General features: G+C 72.3%; 18 protein-coding genes. 10 read left to right on the forward strand and 8 right to left on the reverse strand.

Going from position 1 to position 18,177, the window contains the following annotated elements:
• The first annotated feature begins 30 nt into the window (after positions 1-30).
• The 3 genes from ACF08B_RS33850 to ACF08B_RS33860 all read left to right on the forward strand — a co-directional run bounded on the left by ACF08B_RS33850 (position 31) and on the right by ACF08B_RS33860 (position 3,468).
• Positions 31-1,392 carry an FtsW/RodA/SpoVE family cell cycle protein gene (locus ACF08B_RS33850; protein ID WP_392320881.1) on the forward strand — a complete coding sequence of 454 codons (1,362 nt, stop codon included), beginning with the start codon at positions 31-33 and terminating at the stop codon, positions 1,390-1,392.
• 82 nt (positions 1,393-1,474) lie between these two features.
• Positions 1,475-2,932, forward strand: a complete 1,458-nt coding sequence (locus ACF08B_RS33855) for a penicillin-binding transpeptidase domain-containing protein (protein ID WP_392320897.1) — start codon at positions 1,475-1,477, stop codon at positions 2,930-2,932.
• A gap of 44 nt (positions 2,933-2,976) precedes the next feature.
• On the forward strand, positions 2,977-3,468 hold the full coding sequence (locus ACF08B_RS33860) for a DUF3291 domain-containing protein (RefSeq protein WP_392320882.1): 492 nt from the start codon (positions 2,977-2,979) through the stop codon (positions 3,466-3,468).
• Here ACF08B_RS33860 and ACF08B_RS33865 read toward each other — a convergent pair.
• Positions 3,452-4,267 carry a hypothetical protein gene (locus tag ACF08B_RS33865; RefSeq protein ID WP_093474759.1) on the reverse strand — a complete coding sequence of 272 codons (816 nt, stop codon included), beginning with the start codon at positions 4,265-4,267 and terminating at the stop codon, positions 3,452-3,454. The two genes, ACF08B_RS33860 and ACF08B_RS33865, sit on opposite strands and share 17 nt — an antisense overlap.
• 167 nt (positions 4,268-4,434) lie before the next feature.
• On the opposite strand from ACF08B_RS33865, the gene ACF08B_RS33870 reads away from it, so the two are divergent.
• The 4 genes from ACF08B_RS33870 (at position 4,435) to ACF08B_RS33885 (ending at position 8,212) form a co-directional block, all read left to right on the forward strand.
• The gene (locus ACF08B_RS33870; protein WP_392320883.1) at positions 4,435-5,373 is read left to right on the forward strand and encodes a diiron oxygenase; all 939 of its coding nucleotides are present in this window, start codon (positions 4,435-4,437) and stop codon (positions 5,371-5,373) included.
• A gap of 692 nt (positions 5,374-6,065) precedes the next feature.
• Positions 6,066-6,722 carry a TetR/AcrR family transcriptional regulator gene (locus ACF08B_RS33875; RefSeq protein WP_392320884.1) on the forward strand — a complete coding sequence of 219 codons (657 nt, stop codon included), beginning with the start codon at positions 6,066-6,068 and terminating at the stop codon, positions 6,720-6,722.
• A 4-nt stretch (positions 6,723-6,726) separates the two neighbouring features.
• Positions 6,727-7,029, forward strand: coding sequence for a hypothetical protein (locus ACF08B_RS33880; RefSeq protein ID WP_392320885.1), 303 nt, complete (start codon positions 6,727-6,729; stop codon positions 7,027-7,029).
• 112 nt (positions 7,030-7,141) lie between these two features.
• Positions 7,142-8,212: a C40 family peptidase gene (locus ACF08B_RS33885; protein ID WP_392320886.1), complete on the forward strand. Its 1,071-nt coding sequence runs from the start codon at positions 7,142-7,144 to the stop codon at positions 8,210-8,212.
• A gap of 44 nt (positions 8,213-8,256) precedes the next feature.
• Here ACF08B_RS33885 and ACF08B_RS33890 read toward each other — a convergent pair whose 3' ends face one another.
• Positions 8,257-8,703, reverse strand: a complete 447-nt coding sequence (locus ACF08B_RS33890) for an SRPBCC family protein (protein WP_392320887.1) — start codon at positions 8,701-8,703, stop codon at positions 8,257-8,259.
• Positions 8,704-8,959: 256 nt separating this feature from the next.
• On the opposite strand from ACF08B_RS33890, the gene ACF08B_RS33895 reads away from it, so the two are divergent.
• Positions 8,960-9,514 (forward strand): DinB family protein, encoded by a 555-nt coding sequence (locus tag ACF08B_RS33895; protein WP_392320888.1) that lies wholly within the window; start codon positions 8,960-8,962, stop codon positions 9,512-9,514.
• Positions 9,515-9,630: 116 nt separating this feature from the next.
• Here the strand turns inward: ACF08B_RS33895 and ACF08B_RS33900 are convergent, their stop codons facing one another.
• From ACF08B_RS33900 to ACF08B_RS33920, 5 genes are read right to left on the reverse strand one after another with little or no spacing between them, the layout of a single operon-like run.
• Positions 9,631-10,884, reverse strand: a complete 1,254-nt coding sequence (locus ACF08B_RS33900) for a styrene monooxygenase/indole monooxygenase family protein (RefSeq protein ID WP_392320889.1) — start codon at positions 10,882-10,884, stop codon at positions 9,631-9,633.
• 46 nt (positions 10,885-10,930) lie between these two features.
• Positions 10,931-11,587 carry an ATP/GTP-binding protein gene (locus ACF08B_RS33905; protein ID WP_093474771.1) on the reverse strand — a complete coding sequence of 219 codons (657 nt, stop codon included), beginning with the start codon at positions 11,585-11,587 and terminating at the stop codon, positions 10,931-10,933.
• Positions 11,568-11,975 (reverse strand): DUF742 domain-containing protein, encoded by a 408-nt coding sequence (locus ACF08B_RS33910; RefSeq protein WP_073889454.1) that lies wholly within the window; start codon positions 11,973-11,975, stop codon positions 11,568-11,570. The genes ACF08B_RS33905 and ACF08B_RS33910 overlap by 20 nt, the downstream gene beginning before the upstream one ends.
• Positions 11,972-12,475 (reverse strand): roadblock/LC7 domain-containing protein, encoded by a 504-nt coding sequence (locus tag ACF08B_RS33915; RefSeq protein WP_093474773.1) that lies wholly within the window; start codon positions 12,473-12,475, stop codon positions 11,972-11,974. Before ACF08B_RS33915 ends, ACF08B_RS33910 begins: the two co-directional genes overlap by 4 nt.
• Positions 12,472-15,399 (reverse strand): nitrate- and nitrite sensing domain-containing protein, encoded by a 2,928-nt coding sequence (locus ACF08B_RS33920; RefSeq protein ID WP_392320890.1) that lies wholly within the window; start codon positions 15,397-15,399, stop codon positions 12,472-12,474. The genes ACF08B_RS33915 and ACF08B_RS33920 overlap by 4 nt, the downstream gene beginning before the upstream one ends.
• 384 nt (positions 15,400-15,783) lie before the next feature.
• Between ACF08B_RS33920 and ACF08B_RS33925 the strand changes: the two genes are divergently transcribed.
• Positions 15,784-16,614, forward strand: coding sequence for a protein phosphatase 2C domain-containing protein (locus ACF08B_RS33925; RefSeq protein WP_392320891.1), 831 nt, complete (start codon positions 15,784-15,786; stop codon positions 16,612-16,614).
• Here the strand turns inward: ACF08B_RS33925 and ACF08B_RS33930 are convergent.
• Positions 16,601-17,092: a MarR family winged helix-turn-helix transcriptional regulator gene (locus ACF08B_RS33930; RefSeq protein ID WP_073889448.1), complete on the reverse strand. Its 492-nt coding sequence runs from the start codon at positions 17,090-17,092 to the stop codon at positions 16,601-16,603. The two genes, ACF08B_RS33925 and ACF08B_RS33930, sit on opposite strands and share 14 nt — an antisense overlap.
• 239 nt (positions 17,093-17,331) lie before the next feature.
• Here ACF08B_RS33930 and ACF08B_RS33935 point away from each other — a divergent pair.
• The coding region (locus ACF08B_RS33935) for a lysozyme (protein WP_392320892.1) at positions 17,332-18,177 on the forward strand (846 nt) is incomplete at its 3' end.

The following is an 18,177-nucleotide window of genomic DNA, read 5'->3' on the forward strand; positions in this document are numbered from 1 at the left end:
CAAGTCGCCCCGTTTAGGTAGGTTCCGGGCATGACGAAGGCCGGAACCACCGTGGCGGCGGCCCAGACTCCCGCACCCGCCGTACGCCTGCCCCGGCGCCGGGGCGTCGAACTGGCCCTGATCGTGCTGGCCGTCCTGCTGTCCGTGTACGGCTACTGCGCGGTGGGCCTCGCGCAGACCGGGACCGTCCCCCCGGGTGCCGCCGTCTACGGCGCCGGACTCGGTGTGCTGGCCCTGTTCGCGCACGTCGTGGTCCGGATCCGGGCGCCGTACGCCGATCCGCTGCCGCTGCCGATCGGTGTGCTGCTCAACGGGCTCGGCCTGGTCCTGATCTACCGGCTGGACCTGGAGACCCCGGGCGACCGGGCGGCCCCCACCCAACTGGTGTGGTCCACGCTCGGGGTGGGGCTGTTCATCGTCGTGATCCTGATGCTGCGCGACCACCGGGCGCTCCAGCGGTACTCGTACGTCTGTGTGGTCGCGGCCCTCGTGCTCCTGCTGCTGCCGATCCTGTTCCCGGCGGTCAACGGAGCCCGTATCTGGATCCGGATCGCCGGGTTCTCCATCCAGCCGGGCGAGTTCGCGAAGGTGCTGCTCGCGGTGTTCTTCGCCGCCTACCTGGCGGCCAACCGCAACGCGCTGGCGTACACCGGCCGCAGGGTGTGGCGGATGCAGTTCCCGACCGGGCGGGTGCTCGGCCCGATCGTGACGATCTGGCTGCTGAGCGTCGGCGTGCTGGTCCTGGAGCGTGACCTCGGCACCTCGCTGCTGTTCTTCGGCCTGTTCGTGGTGCTGCTGTACGTCGCCACCGGCCGGACGGGCTGGATCGCGGTCGGGCTGGTGCTGGCCGTGCTCGGGGCCGTCGCCGTGGGCCGTCTCGAACCGCACGTGGGTGGCCGGATCGAGGACTGGCTGCACCCGTTCGCCACCATCGAGGCCGGGCAGGGTCCCAACCAGCTCTCCCAGTCGCTGTTCGCCTTCGCCGCCGGCGGTGTCCTCGGCACCGGGCTCGGGCTCGGGCACTCGATCCTCATCGGGTTCGCGACCAAGTCCGACTTCATCCTGGCCACGGCGGGCGAGGAGCTGGGCCTGGCCGGGCTCGCGGGGATCATCCTGCTGTACGCCCTGCTGGTGGAGCGCGGCTACCGGGCGGGGCTGGCCCTGCGCGAGCCCTTCGGCCGGCTCCTGGCGGTCGGGCTCGCCTCGATCGTCGCCCTCCAGGTGTTCGTGATCGCGGGCGGGGTCACCGGGCTGATCCCGCTGACCGGCATGGCGATGCCGTTCCTCGCCCAGGGCGGCTCGTCGGTGGTCACCAACTGGGCGATCGTGGCGCTGCTGATCCGGGTGAGCGACTCGGCCCGCAGCCAGTACGACGGGAAGGAGGCCCCGTGAGCCGGTTCGACGGCGGACGGGGTCTCGCGAGCGAGCACGACGGGCGGGAGGCTCCGTGAGCGAGTACGGCGGCGGGCGGCCGATGGCCCGGTACATCCGGCACGCCTGCGCGTTCTGCGCCCTGCTGCTGGCGGCGCTGCTGGTCAACGCCGCCCGGGTGCAGGTGGTGCAGTCCGGCGACTACGACGGCAACCCGGCCAACCGCCGTGCCACGATCGCCCGTTACCAGCAGCCGCGCGGTGACATCCTGGCCGGCGGTGAGCCGGTCACCGGGTCCGTGGACACCGGTGAGCAGCTGCGTTTCGAACGCACCTACCGGGACGGCCCGTTGTACGCGCCGGTCACCGGCTTCGCCTCGCAGATGTACGGCACGACCTTCCTGGAGCACGCCCAGGACGGGGTGCTCGCCGGCACCGATCCGATGCTGTCGCCGCTGCCGCTGTGGAACGACGTGACGCGCGGGGCGAGTCCGGGCGGGGACGTGGTGACGACCCTGAACCGGCGGGCGCAGGAGGCCGCGTACCGGGGGCTCGCCGGACGCAAGGGGGCGGTGGCCGCGATCGAGCCGGCCACGGGCCGCGTCCTGGCGCTGGTGACCAGCCCGTCGTACGACCCGGCGGAGCTGTCCGGCAACGGCGAGGCGGTCGCCTCGGCATGGGAACGGCTCAACCACGATCCGGAGAAGCCGATGCTCAACCGGGCGGTGCGGCAGACCTATCCGCCGGGTTCGACGTTCAAGGTGGTCACGGCGGCGGCCGCGCTGGACGCGGGCCTGGTCACGGATCTGGACGCGCGGACGGACTCCCCCGACCCCTACCGGCTGCCGGGCACCACGACCCGGCTGACCAACGAGGCGGACGGCTGCCGCAACGCCCCGCTGCGGGAGGCCTTCGAGTGGTCCTGCAACACCGTGTTCGCCAAGCTGGGCGTGGACGTGGGGGTGAAGGACATGGCGGCCGCGGCGCGGGCGTTCGGGTTCAACGACACCGGTCTGCGCGTGCCGTTCTCGGTCTCGCCCAGCACCTTCGACCAGCACGTGGACCGGGCGCAGCTGGCGCTGTCCTCGATCGGGCAGTACAACACGCGGGCGACGCCGTTGCAGATGGCGATGGTCGCGGCGGCCGTCGCGGACGACGGCCGGCTGCGGTCGCCGTACCTGGTGGAGCGGACCACCCGGCAGGGCGGCGAGACCGTCGCCGGGGCGGGGGCGCACCCGGCCCGGCAGGTCATGCGGCCGTCCACGGCCGTGCGGCTGAAGGAGCTGATGACCGGCGTGGTCGAGGAGGGCACCGGCACCCAGGCGGCGATCCCGGGCGCCGTGGTCGGCGGCAAGACCGGCACCGCGCAGCACGGGATCGGCAACTCGGGCGTGCCGTACGCCTGGTTCGTCTCCTGGGCGCAGGCCCGGAACGCGCTGGAGCCGGGGGTCGCGGTCGCGGTGGTGGTGGAGGACGCCTCCGCGAACCGGGGCGAGATCAGCGGCGGCGGGGACGCGGCGCCGATCGCGAGGGACGTGATGCGGGCCGTTCTCGGTCCGTGAGACCGGGGTACCGGGCGCGAGCGGCGCCGACCTACCGTTCGGCCATGACGGACACGGCAGCGCACGAACTCGCCCAGGTCAACATCGCCCGCCTCAAGTACCCGCTGGACTCGCCGCAGTTGAAGGACTTCGTCGACGGGCTCGACCCCGTGAACGCGGCGGCGGACGGCTCGCGCGGGTTCGTGTGGCGGTTGCAGGGCGACAGCGGCAACGCGACCGACGTCCCGGTCCTCGGGGACGAGTGGCTGATCGTCAACATGTCGGTGTGGCGGGACACCGACGCGCTGACGGCGTTCATGTACCAGGGCCTGCACCGGGAGCTGCTGTCCCGGCGCAGGGAGTGGTTCGAGCGGCTCGCGGAGGCCGTGACCGCCCTGTGGTGGGTGCCGGCCGGCCACCGCCCGACGGTCGCCGAGGCGGAGGAGCGGCTGCTGCACCTGAGGGCGCACGGCCCGACGCCGTACGCCTTCACGCTGCGGACGTCCTTCCCGCCCGCGGAGGCCGCGGAGAACGGGCAGGTCAGCCGATCGGCTTGATCGCCTCGGAGCGGATCTTGAGGGTCTGCTTCGCAAGCGCCTCCAGGTCCACCTCCGACGGGTCCTGGGTCACGCCCTCCGTGGTCACCTCGGCGACCGTGGCGCCCGTGTTGTCGTCGGCCCAGGCGCACATCGGCAGGGTGATCTTCGTGCCGAGCTGGTCCTGGGTCAGCACCTCGCAGCTGACGGTGACGTCCAGGTCGAAGTCCTTCGGCGGGACGGCGACCTTCGCCGAGGCGCCCTCGGCGGCGCCCTTCATCATGTTCTTGCGGGCCGCGTCGGTGTTCTTGAACCGGCCGTACATGCCCGACACCACCAGGGTGCCCTTGTTCTCGTCACCGCCGAGGCCGTAGCTGCCGACGACACCGTGGGTGTCCTTGGCGTCCCACGCGCCGTCGGCCTCGCTCTCGATCTTCTTGCCCTCGGAGCCGGAAAGGTCCTTGCTCAGCTGGTACTTGCCGTCGAGCAGCGTCTGCGGCAGCGTCAGCTTGTTCTCCGCCTCGGGGAAGCCGCTGTCGGCCACCAGCCCGAGCACCAGGAGGACGGCGACGACGGCCACGACCACACCGGCCACGATCCCGACGATCAGGCCGACGCGGCGCTTCTTCGGGGGCGGGCCCATGGGCGGCGTGCCCCACGCGGGGTACGGCTGCTGGGCGCCCGGCTGGGCCGGGTAGGGCTGCTGCGGCGGGTACGGGGAGCCGTACGGGCCGGGAGCGGCCTGCGGGGGCTGCTGGCCGTAAGGAGGCTGCGGCTGGTTCGGATACGGCTGCTGCGGCGGCTGCGGAGGCATGGACACGCCAGCACGCTACTGCACCCGGGTGACCGAAAAGACACCGCACCCCGAAACGACTTCGGCAGGTCCCGGCGCGGCCAACAAGTCGTGCGCGGGGGATTGACGGCCTTGCTGACAAGCAGTCTCATAAGAAGCGGAAGACGTACCCCGGGTAACGAGGTGAGGGAGCCATGACGACCCTGACGGAAGCGGACGCGCTGGACGGCCTGCGCGACGCGCTCGGCCTGCTCAAGGACCGGGAGCAGGTGGCCGAAAGGCTGCTGGTCTCCTCCGCCAAGCACTCCTTCGACCCGGACAAGGAGCTGGACTGGGACGCGCCCTTCGAGGAGGGCAAGTGGTTCTGGCCACCGGAGCTGGTCTCGCTGTACGACACCCCGATGTGGAAGCGGATGAGCGAGGAACAGCGCATCCTGCTCTCCCGGCACGAGGCCGCGGCGCTGGCCTCGCTCGGCATCTGGTTCGAGATCATCCTGATGCAGCTACTCGTCCGGCACATCTACGACAAGGCGGCGACGAGTGCCCATGTGCGGTACGCGCTCACCGAGATCGAGGACGAGTGCCGGCACTCGAAGATGTTCGCGCGGCTGATCTCGCGGGGCGGCACGCCCTTGTATCCGGTGAGCCGCGCCCACCAGCACCTCGGCCGCCTCTTCAAGACCATCTCCACGACCCCCGGTTCGTTCACGGCCACGCTGCTCGGCGAGGAGGTCCTGGACTGGATGCAGCGGCTGACCTTCCCCGACGAGCGGGTGCAGACGCTCACCCGGGGCGTCACGCGCATCCACGTGGTCGAGGAGGCGCGCCATGTCCGGTACGCCCGTGAGGAGCTGCGGCGCCAGATGGTGACCGCGCCCAAGTGGTCCCAGGAGTTCACGCGGGTCACCTCCGGCGAGTTCGCGCGGGTCTTCTCGGTGGCCTTCGTCAACCCCGACGTGTACACGAACGTCGGCCTCGACAAGCGGGTGGCCATGGCCCAGGTGAAGGCGAGCGGCCACCGCCGCGAGGTCATGCAGACCGGCGCCAAACGCCTGACGGACTTCCTGGACGACATCGGCGTCCTCCGCGGCGTCGGCCGCCGCCTGTGGAAGTCCTCGGGCCTGCTGGCCTGACGGGACACGGGAACGGGGGGGAATCGCCGGGGCGGGAACGGGCGGGCAGTCGTCGGGGCCGCCGGCCTGACAGGCGCGGGAACGAGCCGGGGCATTCATCGGGGCCGGCCGGCCTGCCGTCGCGTCCGGCCATCGGTCCTGCGGCCCGCCCCAACCCACCGACGGCGTAGCGCCCGACCTGCGCGCGGCGGGGCCTCACCGTGAGTCGGTGGCTGCGGCCGCCGGCCGGACTCACACGGCGAAGGAGCGAGTTCTGGGGGGCAGCGGCCTCCGGGCTACCGACATGAAGTCGCGTCCGGCCACCGACCCGGCAGCCCGCCCCGGCCCGAGGCCCACCGCCAAGCGCCCGACCGCCACGCGGCCGGGCCCGCATCGGGGGCCGAACGGTGTGACGGCTGGCCGGACCGACGCGGCGAGGCGTGGGCACTGGCCCGCGGGGCAACCGCCTCGGGGCCCCCGATATGACGTCACGTCCCGCCATCGGCCCGGCAGGCCCCTCGGTGGAGCCGCACCGGCGGCCGGCCGTGGGGCGGCCGGGCGGAGCGGCACGGTGCGGGGACGGGGCCGCCGGGCTGGTGTCGCGAGAGGCGGGGGGGGACCGTCGGGTGGCGGCTTGCGGGAGGGCGGCGACCAGCCGTGACGGGCCGGAAGGGGAGGTCGGTCCGGGGGGTGCAGCGATTAGGCTGACGGGCATGACCCCGTCGGCCACCCCCGCCTACCGTCGGCTCAGTGTCGAGGAGCGGCGAAGCCAGCTGCTCGACTCCGCGCTCTCCCTCTTCGCGCACCGCGCACCCGAGGACGTGTCCCTGGACGACGTGGCGGAGGCGGCCGGGGTCTCACGGCCGCTGGTGTACCGGTACTTCCCGGGGGGCAAGCAGCAGCTGTACGAGGCCGCGCTCCGGTCGGCCGCCGAGGAGCTCCGGCAGTGCTTCGACGAGCCCCGCGTGGGCCCGCTGCTGCCCCGGCTGTCCCACGCCCTCGACCGCTACCTGACCTTCGTCGACGAGCACGACACCGGCTTCAGCGCACTGCTCCAGGGCGGGAGCGTGGTGGAGACGTCCCGGACGACCGCCATCGTGGACGGCGTGCGCCGGGCCGCCGCCGAGCACATCTTCAGCCACCTCGGCGTCCCGGACCCCGGCCCCCGGCTGCGCATGACCGTCCGGATGTGGATCACGGCCGTGGAGGCCGCCTCGCTGATCTGGCTGGACGAGGACAAGCAGCCCCCGGTCGAGGAACTGCGCGACTGGCTGGTGGAGCAGTTCACGGCCCTGCTCACGGTCACCGCGGGCCGGGACCCGCAGACGGCCGGGCTCGTCGGCGCGCTGGCCGGGGAAGGCCGAGACTGAAGTCGTGAAGAGCCAGGACACCCCCTTCGAGGGCGGCCCCATGGACGGACGCGTGCTGCCCGTCCTGTGCGGCGCCACCGGTCACCCGCCGAAGACGTACCGCATCCCCGTCCCGGACCCGGCCGGCGGTCCGGCCACGGTCCTCGTCTACCGCCGGGTGCCCCGCGGACACAGCAGGCGGCTGGGACTGATCCAGGGCTGGAAGTACCAGTACGACCCGGACGACAGGACCGGCGGCCGGCTCAGGTGGCCCTGGTCCAAGCCACACCCGGCGCCGTCCGGCAAGCCGGATGACACCCACGGGTGAATCCGCTGCGCCGAACCGCGCACAGTCGGCACACAAACGCCACCGACACGTCTGATTATCACGGTGCGACGAGAGACGGAGAGCCCGTCTGTCCCGCACCGGAGGTGATGACGTGTCAGGAAGCTTTCGGCGCCTGGCCTGTACGGCCGCGGTGGCGGCCCAGGCCGTCCTCGTGCCGCTGCCCGCCGCGGCCGCACCGGAGCCGGAGCGCTCCGTCTCCCAGCTGCTGACCGACCTTCAGCAGCTGTACCGGCAGACCGAGCAGGCCACCGAGTCCTACAACGGCACCGCGGAGAAGCTGAAGCAGCAGCGCGCCGAGGTGGCCCGCCTCGACGGCGAACTGTCCCGCGCCCGTCTCGCCCTGCAGGGCAGCCGGACCGACGCCGGGCGCCTGGCCAGGCAGCAGTACCAGAACAGCGGCGACCTCGGCCCCTACGTCCGCCTGCTGCTGGCCCGTGACCCCCAGCACGCGCTGGACGAGGGGCACGTCATCGGTGAACTGGCCCGGGAACGGGCCCGGACGGTGGCCCGGCTGACCACCGCCGAGAAGCGGCGGGACGCCCTCGCGCGGGCGGCCCGCAAGGCCCTCGACACCCAGCTCACGCTGGCGGGCCGGCAGCGGCAGGAACGCGACGACGTCCAGCGCAAACTGCGCGACGTGGAGCGCCTGCTGGCCGGCGTCACGCCGGACCAGCTCGCAGCGGTCGCCCGCCTGGAACAGCAGGGCGTCACCGCCGCCCAGGAGCGGCTCACCACGGCGGGCGCCCTTCCCGCCGACCGCCCGGCCTCGGCCGGGGGCGACCGCGCCGTCCACTACGCCCTAAAACAGCTCGGCAAGCCGTACCGGTGGGGCGCCGAGGGCCCGTCGTCGTACGACTGCTCGGGCCTGACCTCACGGGCCTGGTCCCACGCGGGCACCCCGATCCCGCGCACCAGTCAGGAGCAGTGGCGCCGGCTCAAGCGGGTCCCGCTGAACGACCTGCGCCCCGGGGACCTGGTCGTCTACTTCCCCGAGGCGACACACGTGGCGATGTACGTGGGCGGCGGCAAGGTCGTCCAGGCCCCGAGACCGGGCGAGGACGTCAAGGTCTCCCCGATGGCGTCCTACCCGGTCCTGGGCGCGGTCCGTCCCGACGCCGCTCCCTCCCCCGCCGATCAGGCCCCGGCCCCCGAGGCCAGGTAGGCGCCCGCGCGTTGCTGTGGCCGAGGTACTCACTGCAAGGTGCCTCACACGCCCGCCGCATGTTCGCTCACCGCGATCCGAGCCAGCTTCGTCAGCATCATGCCGTTGCGGATCCGGACGAAGTACTCCACGGGGAGTCCGTGCATCCGCGTGCCGGGGCCCCGGAGGGGGTGCCAGTCGAGGGTGAAAAGGGTGTGCTCGCCCCAGGGGATCAACTTCATGGCGATGCGAGCCGCGCCGAAGGGTTCGGCCTTCGCTTCCAGTTGCAAGCGGTGTCGCGGCTCGGAGACGCGGACGACACATGTGTCGTCGAGAGTCAGAGGGCCGGCGCCGACGCGGACTCTCAGCCGGGCGCCCACATCTGGCCAATGCGGGTCCACGGCGAGGATTCGCCGGGTTCCTGTCACCCACTCCGCGTAGCGGTGGCCGTCGGACAGCAGGCGCCAGACTTCGGACGGCGAGCTCAGGATCAGACAGCGGTTCCGGGCCATGATCGCGCTCCTGGAGTATGGGCAGCATGGAGGACAGGTGGACCCAGCGCACCGGGTGCCCCCCCTCCGGCCGTCCCACGGGCTCAACTTCAGCGTCACGCCGATCGCACCGCCTGCATAGTCCGTGAGATCCAGACGAGTGAGTCGACAGCAGGGGATCGACCCCACCACTCCATCATTTAGGTCAGAACCTGACCTAACCGGCCCCTAGCGTCTTGCTTGCCCGGCGGAACACGGACCACGGAAGGCAGCGACCATGAGCGAGACCGCGACGGTCAACGAACCGGCCACCCACGACCCGGCCACCGGCGAGCGCGCCGACTTGCTGGAGATGCTGGCCAAGCATCGGCACTTCCTGCGATTCACCACCCGCGACATCACCGACGAGCAGGCCGGGCTCCGGACCACCGCCAGCGAGCTGTGTCTGGGCGGCCTGATCAAACATGTCACCGCGGTCGAGCGGACCTGGGTGCAGTTCATCTCGGACGGCCCGTCGGCGATGCCCGACTTCACCGCCATGACCGAGGCCGACTGGGCCCGGCGGTCCGACGAGTTCCGGATGCTGCCCGGCGAGACGCTGACCGGCGTGCTCGCCGACTACGCCGAGGTGGCCCGTCGGACCGACGAGATGGTTGCCACCCTGCCCGACCTGGACGCCACACAGCCACTGCCGAAGGCCCCGTGGTTCGAGTCGGGCGCGCGATGGTCGGCCCGCCGGGTGCTGATGCACATCATCACCGAGACCGCCCAGCACGCCGGCCACGCCGACATCATCCGCGAGTCCCTGGACGGCGCCAAGACCATGGGTTAGCCGGCGGCGCGGCAGGGCCTGGCGCTTCCACCCGACGGTGAGATGCGAGCACCCCCAGCCGATCAAGGCTGGGGGTGCTCGGCGTGAAGACTGCAGGACCGCTGGTCAGAAGGCCGTCATGCCCCGGCCACCGAGCCCAGGTAGGCGCCCGTCTTCTCCGGGTCGTAGAAGAAGTTCTCGAAGTCGGCCGGGTCGTTGAAGCCGTTGGCGAAGCGGTCGGCCACCGGCTGGAGCTGGCCGGCGGCGCCGATGAGGTTCAGGATGTGCTCCGGCGGCGGCGCCAGCATCGCGTTCGTCCACTTGGTGACGTGCTGGGCGGTGGCCCAGTAGCGGTCGAACGTCGCCCGCATCCAGTCCTCGTCGAACGGCTTGTCCCCGTGTTCGAGGATCGAGGCGAGGTAGGCCGCGGCGCACTTGGACGCCGAGTTGGAGCCCTGGCCGGTGATCGGGTCGTTGGCGACGACCACGTCGGCCACGCCGAGGACCAGACCGCCCGAGGGGAGACGGCCGACGGGGTTGCGGACGGTCGGCGCGTAGCGGCCGGCCAGTGTGCCGCCGGCGTCCGTGAGCTCGACCTTCGTGGCCCGCGCGTACTCCCAGGGCGTGAACTTCTCCATGAGTTCCAGGGTCAGGGAGAGGTGCTCGGCCGGGTCCTTGACGCCGTTGAAGACGTCGAGCGGGCCGCCGGGTATGCCCTCCCAGAACAGGATGTCGGCGCGGCCGGAGGTGGTCAGCGTCGGCATGACGAACAGCTCGCCCACGCCGGGGACCAGGTTGCAGCGGACCGCGTCGAACTCCGGGTGCTCCGGACGCGGGCCGAGCCCGTGGACGTACGCCACCGCGAGGGCGCGCTGCGGCTCGCTGTAGGGGGAGCGCTCGGGGTCCCGGCCGAACATCGACACGAGTTCGCCCTTGCCGGCCGAGACCAGGACGAGGTCGTAGGTGCGGGAGAAGTAGTCGAGGTCGCCGACCGCCGCGCCGTGGATGACGAGCTGGCCGCCGCGCTGGGCGAAGGTCTCCATCCAGCCGGCCATCTTCACCCGCTGGTCGACGGACTGCGCGAACCCGTCGAGCTTGCCCACCCAGTCGATCGCCCGCTGGGTGGGGCCCGGGTCGTGCGAGCCGGGGGCCGCGACCGAGACGCCGAGTCCTTCGATCTTCGGGGCCTGGGACTCCCAGAAGTTCAGCTGGAGATCGCGCTCGTGCCGAAGCGCCGTGTCGAACATGCACTGCGTCGACATGACCCGGCCGGAGCGGATCTCGTCGGCGGTCCGGTTCGACATCAGGGTGACCTCGTAGCCGTGCGACTGCAGGCCGAGGGCGAGCTGGAGTCCGGACTGGCCGGCTCCGACGACGAGTATCTTCCGCATGCGGGTGGTGTCTCCTACGAGGTGAGGACTGCTGGGGGAGGCAGGACTACTCGGGGGTTTCGTCCAGCGCGTGCGCCACCAGGGCGAGGAGGGTCTCGATGGCCGAGATCCGCCGCCGCGCGTCCATGATCATGACAGGGATGTGCGCGGGTATCGTCAGCGCCTCCCGTACGTCCTCCGGCTCGAACCGCTCGCTGCCGTCGAAGTGGTTGACCGCGACGACGTACGGCAGTCCGCAGCTCTCGAAGTAGTCCAGGGCCGGGAAACAGTCCTTCAGACGGCGGGTGTCGGCCAGGACGACGGCGCCGATCGCGCCGCGCACGAGGTCGTCCCACATGAACCAGAACCGCTGCTGGCCCGGCGTGCCGAACAGGTAGAGCACCAGGTCGTCGTCGAGCGTGATGCGGCCGAAGTCCATGGCCACGGTCGTGGTGAGCTTGCCCGGCGTGGCCGTCAGGTCGTCGGTCTCCTCGCTCGCCTCGGTCATCAGCGCCTCGGTCTGCAGGGGCGTGATCTCCGAGACGGAGGTGACCATCGTGGTCTTGCCGACGCCGAAGCCCCCGGCCACCACGATCTTCGTGGCGATGGGGGCCCGGGTGCGGTCCGTCTGCCAGGACTTCAGGTCGCCGTCCGGATCGGCGAGGCCGGCGGCGAGGGGGTTGCCTCCGACGGAGGCGGCTGCGTCAGAGACGACGGAGTCCACTCAGCACCCTTTCGAGCAGAGCGCGGTCCGGGCGGCCGGTGCCGTGACCGGTTCCGGTGCCGTACACACGGATCTTTCCCTGGTCCGCGAGGTCGCTGAGGAGGACCCGGACCACGCCGAGCGGCATCTTCAGCAGCGCGGCGATCTCGGCCACCGTGCGCATACGGCGGCACAGTTCGACGATGGCCCGCATCTCGGGCATGACCCGGGTGGCGAGCGAGCCGTTCGTCAGTTCCCTGCGCTCCTCGGGGGCCTCCAGCGCGGCCACGAAGGTCTCCACGAGGAGCACGTGACCGAAGCGGGTACGGCCGCCGGTGAGCGAGTAGGGGCGGACGCGGGCGGGTTTGCGGTCGCCGCCGCGCACGGGGAGCTTCGAGGTACCGCTCATCGGGCGCTCCCGGTCGACGAGGCTTCCAGCGACTGCCGCAGTTCCGAGCGGAGTTCGGGGGTGAGGACGTGCCCGGCGCGGCCCACGAACAGGGCCATGTGGTACGCCACCACGCTCATGTCGCACTCGGCGGAACCGTGCACGCCGAGCAGCGAGCCGTCACTGATCGACATCACGAACAGGCTGCCCTCCTCCATCGCGACCATCGTGTGCTTGACCCCGCCGAACTCCATCAGCTTCGCGGCGCCGACGGTGAGGCTGCCGATGCCGGAGACGATGGTGGCGAGGTCGGCGGAGGATCCGCGCGGTCCGCCGCGCCTGGCTCCGCGGGTCTGCCGGGCCTCCTCCGCGTGCCCGGGGTCGGACGAGAGCAGGAGCAGGCCGTCGGAGGAGACCACGGCGACGGACTGGATGCCGGGTACTTCCTCGACCAGGTTGGTCAGCAGCCAGTGCAGGTTGCGGGCTTCACTGCTCAGTCCGTAGGTACTGGGCGCGGTCAACTGCTTGCCTCCTCGGCTGTGCCCCCCGTGGCTTCTTCGGCGTGTGCGTAGCGGGCCGGGCGCTGGTGGCCGGCCGTCTGTTCGGCGATCTCCGCCTCCACCTCGCGGTAGCCGGCCTGGGCGCCCTGGCGGAAGCCGCCGAGCCTGCGGCGCAGGGCGTCGGCGTCGACGCTTCCGCTGCGCTGGCGGGGTGCCGCGGCCGGTGCGGTGATCCTGGGCGTGCGCTTGGGCAGGCCCTTGCTGGTGACCCGGTCCTCCTCGGGCTCCTGGAGAGCGCCGTCGGTCTCCTCGGGGGCCTCGGCGGCCGCGGGTGCGGTGTGGTCGTGGCCGTCCCCGTCCCTCGTCGGGTCGTCGCCGTCGGCCGCGGGGGGCCGGGGGGCGTTCCCGCCGTCGTCGGCCGGCGCCAGGTCCGGGAGCAGCAGCTCCATGGTGGTCTCGGCGAACGTCTCCGCCGGTGCCTTCGGGCGGGCCTCCGCCTGCTCACCGCCCGCTTCGGCCTGCTCGTGCACGGCCTGCTCGGCCTCGGTCCGGTCGGACGCGGCCTGCTCGGCTACGGCCGGTTCCGTCCCGGTCCGCTCGGTCTCGGTCCGCTCGGACGCGGTCTCATCGGTCCCGGCCGTGCGGTCGGCGGCGGCCGGAGCCGTCCCGTCCGCCGTGCTGCCGAGGGCGGTCTCCGCCGCCGTTCCGGCCTCCACCGCCTTCTCGGCGAGGGCGACGAGCAGATCGCCGTCCTTGGGGCGGCCGTACAGGACGTTGGAGTTGACCTCGGCGTCGGCGCCCGGCAGGGAGAAGGCTGCCGTACCGCCGGCGGCCGTGGCCTGGGACGGGACGGCGGCCGTCGGGGCCTCCGCGAGCAGCGTGGCGGGCAGGACCACGACCGCGGCGATGCCGCCCTGCTTCTGCTCGCGCAGCTGCACCCGGACACCGTGGCGGTGGGCGAGGCGGGCGACGACGTAGAGGCCGAGCCCGAGGCCCTCGTCGCCCTCCTGGTCGTAGGGCGACTCGGGGTCGAAGTCGCTGAGGCGGGCGTTGAAGCGGTCGAGGCGGTCGCCCGCGACGCCGATGCCCTCGTCCTGGACGGACAGCATGACCTCGCCGGACTCCAGGAGCCAGCCGGAGACCTCGACGGGCAGGTCCGGCGGGGAGAACGAGGTGGCGTTCTCCATGAGTTCGGCCAGCAGGTGGGAGAGGTCGTCGGCGGCGAAGCCGGCCACGTGCGCGTGCGGCGGGAGGGCGGCGATGCGGACGCGTTCGTAGCGTTCGATCTCGCTGACCGCGGCGCGGACCACGTCGACCAGCGGCACCGGGCCGTGGTGCTGCTGGACGTGCTCGGTGCCGGCGAGGACCAGGAGGTTCTCGCTGTGCCGGCGCATGACCGTGGCGAAGTGGTCCAGCTTGAAGAGCGTGGCGAGGCGGTCGGGGTCCTGTTCGCGGTCCTCCAGGCCCTCGATGACCGCGAGCTGCCGTTCGACCAGGCCGAGGGTGCGCAGGGCGAGGTTGACGAAGGTGGAACCGATGCTGGTGCGCAGGCGGTCCAGCTGGGCGGCGGACTCGGCGAGTTCGGCGCGGAGCCCCTCGCGGGCGTCGGCCATCTTCTGGCGCTGGCCCACCAGGTGCTTGCGGTCGGTCTCGAGCGTGGCCACGCGCTCGTGCAGGGCGGCCACGTGCGTGTGCAGGGCGTTGACCGAGCGGACCACCTGGGCGAACTCGTCGTTGCGGCCGGTGAAGGTGATCGGTTCCTGTGTGACCGGGTCCTCGGCCTCCGCCAGCCGGGCCGAGCCGCGGCGCAGCACGGACAGCGGGCGGGTGAGGGTGCGGGCCATGGCGGTGGCGATGCCGATCGTCGCCAGCATCAGGGCGCCGAGCACGGCGATACGGATCTCCAGGGCGGTGACGTCGTCGTCCCGGAGCACCGCGAGGTCCTTGGTGCGGTGGTCGTAGAGCGCGGCCTCGGCCCCGCGCATCAGGTCGACGCGGGCGGACAGGGCCGCGTCCAGCTTCTTGGTGCCGGTGCTCAGCTCGCCGTCGGAGAGCGTCGGCTGGTCGGTGAGCGCGGCGAGGTACTTGTCGGCGGAGTTGACCTCGGGGCCGGTGACCGTGGAGTCGTAGGAGTCGACGGCCGCCTTGGGGGCGGTCGCGCGGAAGTCGGCGAGGGTCGCGTCGGCGCGCAGCCGGGCCTGCTGGGCGGCGGCCGTGAGGGCGTCGCGCTGCTTCTTGTCCTCGTCGGTCGTGGTGACGGACGTGGTGGGCAGGCCGGTGGTGGGGCTGATCACCGTCTGGGTGCGCGAGGGGACGTTCAGCGCGGCCAGCAGCAGGCCGCGGGCGGCGGCGGACTGCTGGACGGCCGAGTCCAGTTCGGCGAGCGCGTAGGCGCCGGAGCCGGCCCGGGCGGGCATCTGCTCGGCGAGCTGCCCGGCGAGCCGGTGCAGTTCGGTGATCGTCGCCGAGTAGGCCCGGTGGGCCTGGAGGGCGGTGCTCTTGCCGGTGAGGGCGGCCCGGCGGACGGCGGCTATGGCGTCGAGGTCGCCGCGCAGGGCCGCCGGGGTGTCGGTGTCGGCCCGCAGGTCCTCCACCTGCCGGTCGACACGGGCGCTGCGGTCCTCCGAGGGTGCCTTCGTCCTGGGGCGGCCGGCCGCGATGTACGAGGTGACCTCGTCGCGTTCGTCGGCGAGCGAGTGGGCGAGGACCAGCGCGTCCTGGGTGCGGGCGGCCAGCGTCACCAGTTCCTGGGAGTCGCTGACGTCCTGGGACGCGGTGAGCAGCGCGGGTGCGCCGGCCCCGGCGACCGCGGCCGCCACCACGGCGACGGCGAGGATCAGCCGGGTGCGCACATGGGTGGGGCGGCCGGCGCCCACGGGGGTCTGCGGGTCGGTCCCCTTGGGGTCCGTCTGCCTGCCTGTGCGCCGAGGCCGCTTTTTCTGCACCGGTGCTCGCATTCCTGAACTCGTCCATCCAGGGGCCCGGGTGGCGCCCCGTCATCTCGGTGCCAAGTGGTGCGTACACCCGGTTCGTACGGTTCCCGACCCTCCCAGCGCCGGTGGGCAGGGGTCGCGCATCACCTGACCCGCCACCCGAAGGAGTGAACATCGGAGGGGAGTTGGCGGGCAAGTTCCGCCGGCCTGTGCGGTGGCCGTGCGCGGCGGGCCGGTTGGACGTGCGCGGCAGGCTTTGGCAGACTTCGCCGCCACGCCTTCCCGGAGTGGATCATTCCCTCCCAAAACAGGCGTCTGACCTGCGCGGTCTTGGCCTTTGAACGGTGGTTGCCAGCCTTTGGCGGAGCCTGTGAAGGCCTGGTGCAGACTGGCTGGATGCGAACCGATCTCGTTTCGGAACCCGGTGACGCCGCCCGCCCCAACGAGGACTTCGCCGGGGTCGGACTACCCGCCTGCGGACAGGGCGGTTGCGTGGTCGTCCTGGACGGGGTGACTCCGCCCAGGGACGGCGCCGGCTGTCTGCATTCCGTGCCCTGGTTCACCGCGCGGCTGGGCGGTGCGCTGACCGAACTGACCGTTTCCGGTGGAGATCTGACGCTCCCGGAGATCCTCGCGCGGGCGATCGAACGGACCGCCGAGGCCCACGCGGGCACCTGTGACCTTTCTCACCCGCGCACCCCGCAGGCAACCGTGGCGCTGGCCCGCTGGTCCGCGGACACGGTCGAGTATCTGGTGCTGTCCGACTCCGCTTTGCTGCTGCGGGGCCCGGACGGCACGGTCGTCCCGGTGCTGGACGACCGGCTCGCCCGGCTCCCCCGGTCCGCGCTCGCCACCGACGCCCTGGTGGACGCGACCGTGCGCAACAAGGAGGGCGGCTTCTTCACGGCCGCCGCCGACCCCTCGGTGGCGTCCCGCGCGGTCACCGGCTCGGTGCCCCGGCACGAGGTCCGCGCGCTGACCGCGCTGACGGACGGCGCGGCGCGCTGGACGGAGACGTTCCACGAGGGCGACTGGACGGCCCTGTTCGACGTGGTCGCGAAGGAGGGCGCCCGGTGGCTGGTGGACCGGGTGCGGGAGCTGGAGGCGGCCGACCGGGTGGAGCGGGCGTTCCTGGGCCGCGGCAAGACGCACGACGACGCCACGGTGGTCCACGTGGAGCTGTGCGGCCCGGGGTCGGGGGCCTGGCGGGGGCCTACCTCTCCATGACGCCGTTCAACTCGTGCAGCAGCCGGGCCAGTTCCGCCACCTCGTGGCGGTCCCAGTGGGCGAGCTGGCTGACGTAGCGGGCGCGGCGCGCCTCGCGGACCGTGCCGACGCGGCCACGGCCCTCGTCGGTGAGGGTGACCAGCCAGGCCCGGCCGTCGGCGGGGTCGGGCTGGCGGGTGATCAGGCCGAGGTCCTCCAGGGCGCGCAGCTGGCGGGACATGGTGGCCTTGCCCACGCCGATGTAGGCGGCGAGTTCCGTGGCCCGCTGGCCGCCCAGCTCGTCCAGCCGGATGAGCAGGCCGTACGCGGAGGACTCCAGGTCGGGGTGGACCTCGCGGGCCATCTCTCCCTGGTTGGCCCGGGCTCGCCGGAGCAGCACGGTCAACTCGCGCTCCAGCGCCAGGAACTCCTGGTCTGCACCACTCGGTGTCACTGGGCCGGTGACGCCGTGCGCGCCACCGATTCCGTCCTCGTGCACGTCAGCACCCCTGCTCGATTTCGCGGTCCTGAAAGTTTCTGCCAAACGCCGTCATAGCCGCAGCTCCGTAAGTATTTCGCAGGCGTAGACCAACGGCGTCGTCCGGACCCCCTTCCCACTCCGTCATCTACGTGCGTAGCTTCTTTATCAGGCAATGAATGGCATGCCCACGCCACTCTTGGCCTTTCTCCCACGGTCACTGCCACGGTCCCCCCCACACCACTCCCCGGAGGCACGCCATGTCCGTGCACAGACCCGGCCCCGCCCGCCCGCGTCCCCGTGCCGTCCTGCTCACGGCCCTCCTCGCGGCGCTCGCCCTCACCCTCCCCCTCACCTCCGCCCAGGCCGCGACCGCACCGGGCCGCGGCTCCGCCCACATGGGCATGGGCGTCCTCGCGCACGACGGCCGGGACGGCACCCCCAGCACGGGTGACGTCACCCAGACGGAGGGTGTGGACGTCGCCGGCTACCAGGGCAACGTCGCCTGGTCGACCCTGTGGAGCAGCGGGGTGCGCTGGGCGTACACCAAGGCCAGCGAGGGGACGTACTACACGAACCCCTACTTCGCCCAGCAGTACAACGGCTCCTACAACGTCGGCATGATCCGCGGCGCGTACCACTTCGCGACCCCGGACACCACCAGTGGCGCCACCCAGGCCAACTACTTCGTCGACCACGGCGGCGGCTGGTCGCGGGACGGCAAGACCCTCCCCGGCACCCTCGACATCGAGTGGAACCCCTACGGCGCCGCCTGCTACGGCAAGACCGCGAGCCAGATGGTCGGCTGGATCGCCGACTTCATCAACACCTACAAGGGGCGCACCGGCCGGTACCCGGTGATCTACACCGCCACCAGCTGGTGGACCCAGTGCACCGGCAACTACGCCGGCTTCGCCGCCAACGATCCGCTGTGGATCGCCCGGTACGCCTCGGACCCGGGCACGCTGCCGGCCGGCTGGTCGTACTACACGATGTGGCAGTACACCTCCTCCGGCCCGCCGCCGCGCTGCTCGCCGCCGAAGGCGCCGCGGCGAGGCGGGTCCTCGCCGGACGGGAACGCTGGAACGGCAGCATCCCGCTGCGGC

Source organism: Streptomyces sp. NPDC015139, from assembly GCF_043079785.1.
Lineage (GTDB): Bacteria > Actinomycetota > Actinomycetes > Streptomycetales > Streptomycetaceae > Streptomyces > Streptomyces albidocamelliae.

What these genes read in the sequence shown, in the direction of transcription:
- ACF08B_RS33850 (WP_392320881.1), top strand. Translation starts at nt 31, where the DNA reads ATGACGAAGGCCGGAACCACCGTGGCGGCGGCCCAGACTCCCGCACCC.
- ACF08B_RS33855 (WP_392320897.1), top strand. Translation starts at nt 1,475, where the DNA reads ATGGCCCGGTACATCCGGCACGCCTGCGCGTTCTGCGCCCTGCTGCTG.
- ACF08B_RS33860 (WP_392320882.1), top strand. Translation starts at nt 2,977, where the DNA reads ATGACGGACACGGCAGCGCACGAACTCGCCCAGGTCAACATCGCCCGC.
- ACF08B_RS33870 (WP_392320883.1), top strand. Translation starts at nt 4,435, where the DNA reads ATGACGACCCTGACGGAAGCGGACGCGCTGGACGGCCTGCGCGACGCG.
- ACF08B_RS33875 (WP_392320884.1), top strand. Translation starts at nt 6,066, where the DNA reads ATGACCCCGTCGGCCACCCCCGCCTACCGTCGGCTCAGTGTCGAGGAG.
- ACF08B_RS33890 (WP_392320887.1), bottom strand. Translation starts at nt 8,703, where the DNA reads ATGGCCCGGAACCGCTGTCTGATCCTGAGCTCGCCGTCCGAAGTCTGG.
- ACF08B_RS33895 (WP_392320888.1), top strand. Translation starts at nt 8,960, where the DNA reads ATGAGCGAGACCGCGACGGTCAACGAACCGGCCACCCACGACCCGGCC.
- ACF08B_RS33900 (WP_392320889.1), bottom strand. Translation starts at nt 10,884, where the DNA reads ATGCGGAAGATACTCGTCGTCGGAGCCGGCCAGTCCGGACTCCAGCTC.
- ACF08B_RS33910 (WP_073889454.1), bottom strand. Translation starts at nt 11,975, where the DNA reads ATGAGCGGTACCTCGAAGCTCCCCGTGCGCGGCGGCGACCGCAAACCC.
- ACF08B_RS33925 (WP_392320891.1), top strand. Translation starts at nt 15,784, where the DNA reads ATGCGAACCGATCTCGTTTCGGAACCCGGTGACGCCGCCCGCCCCAAC.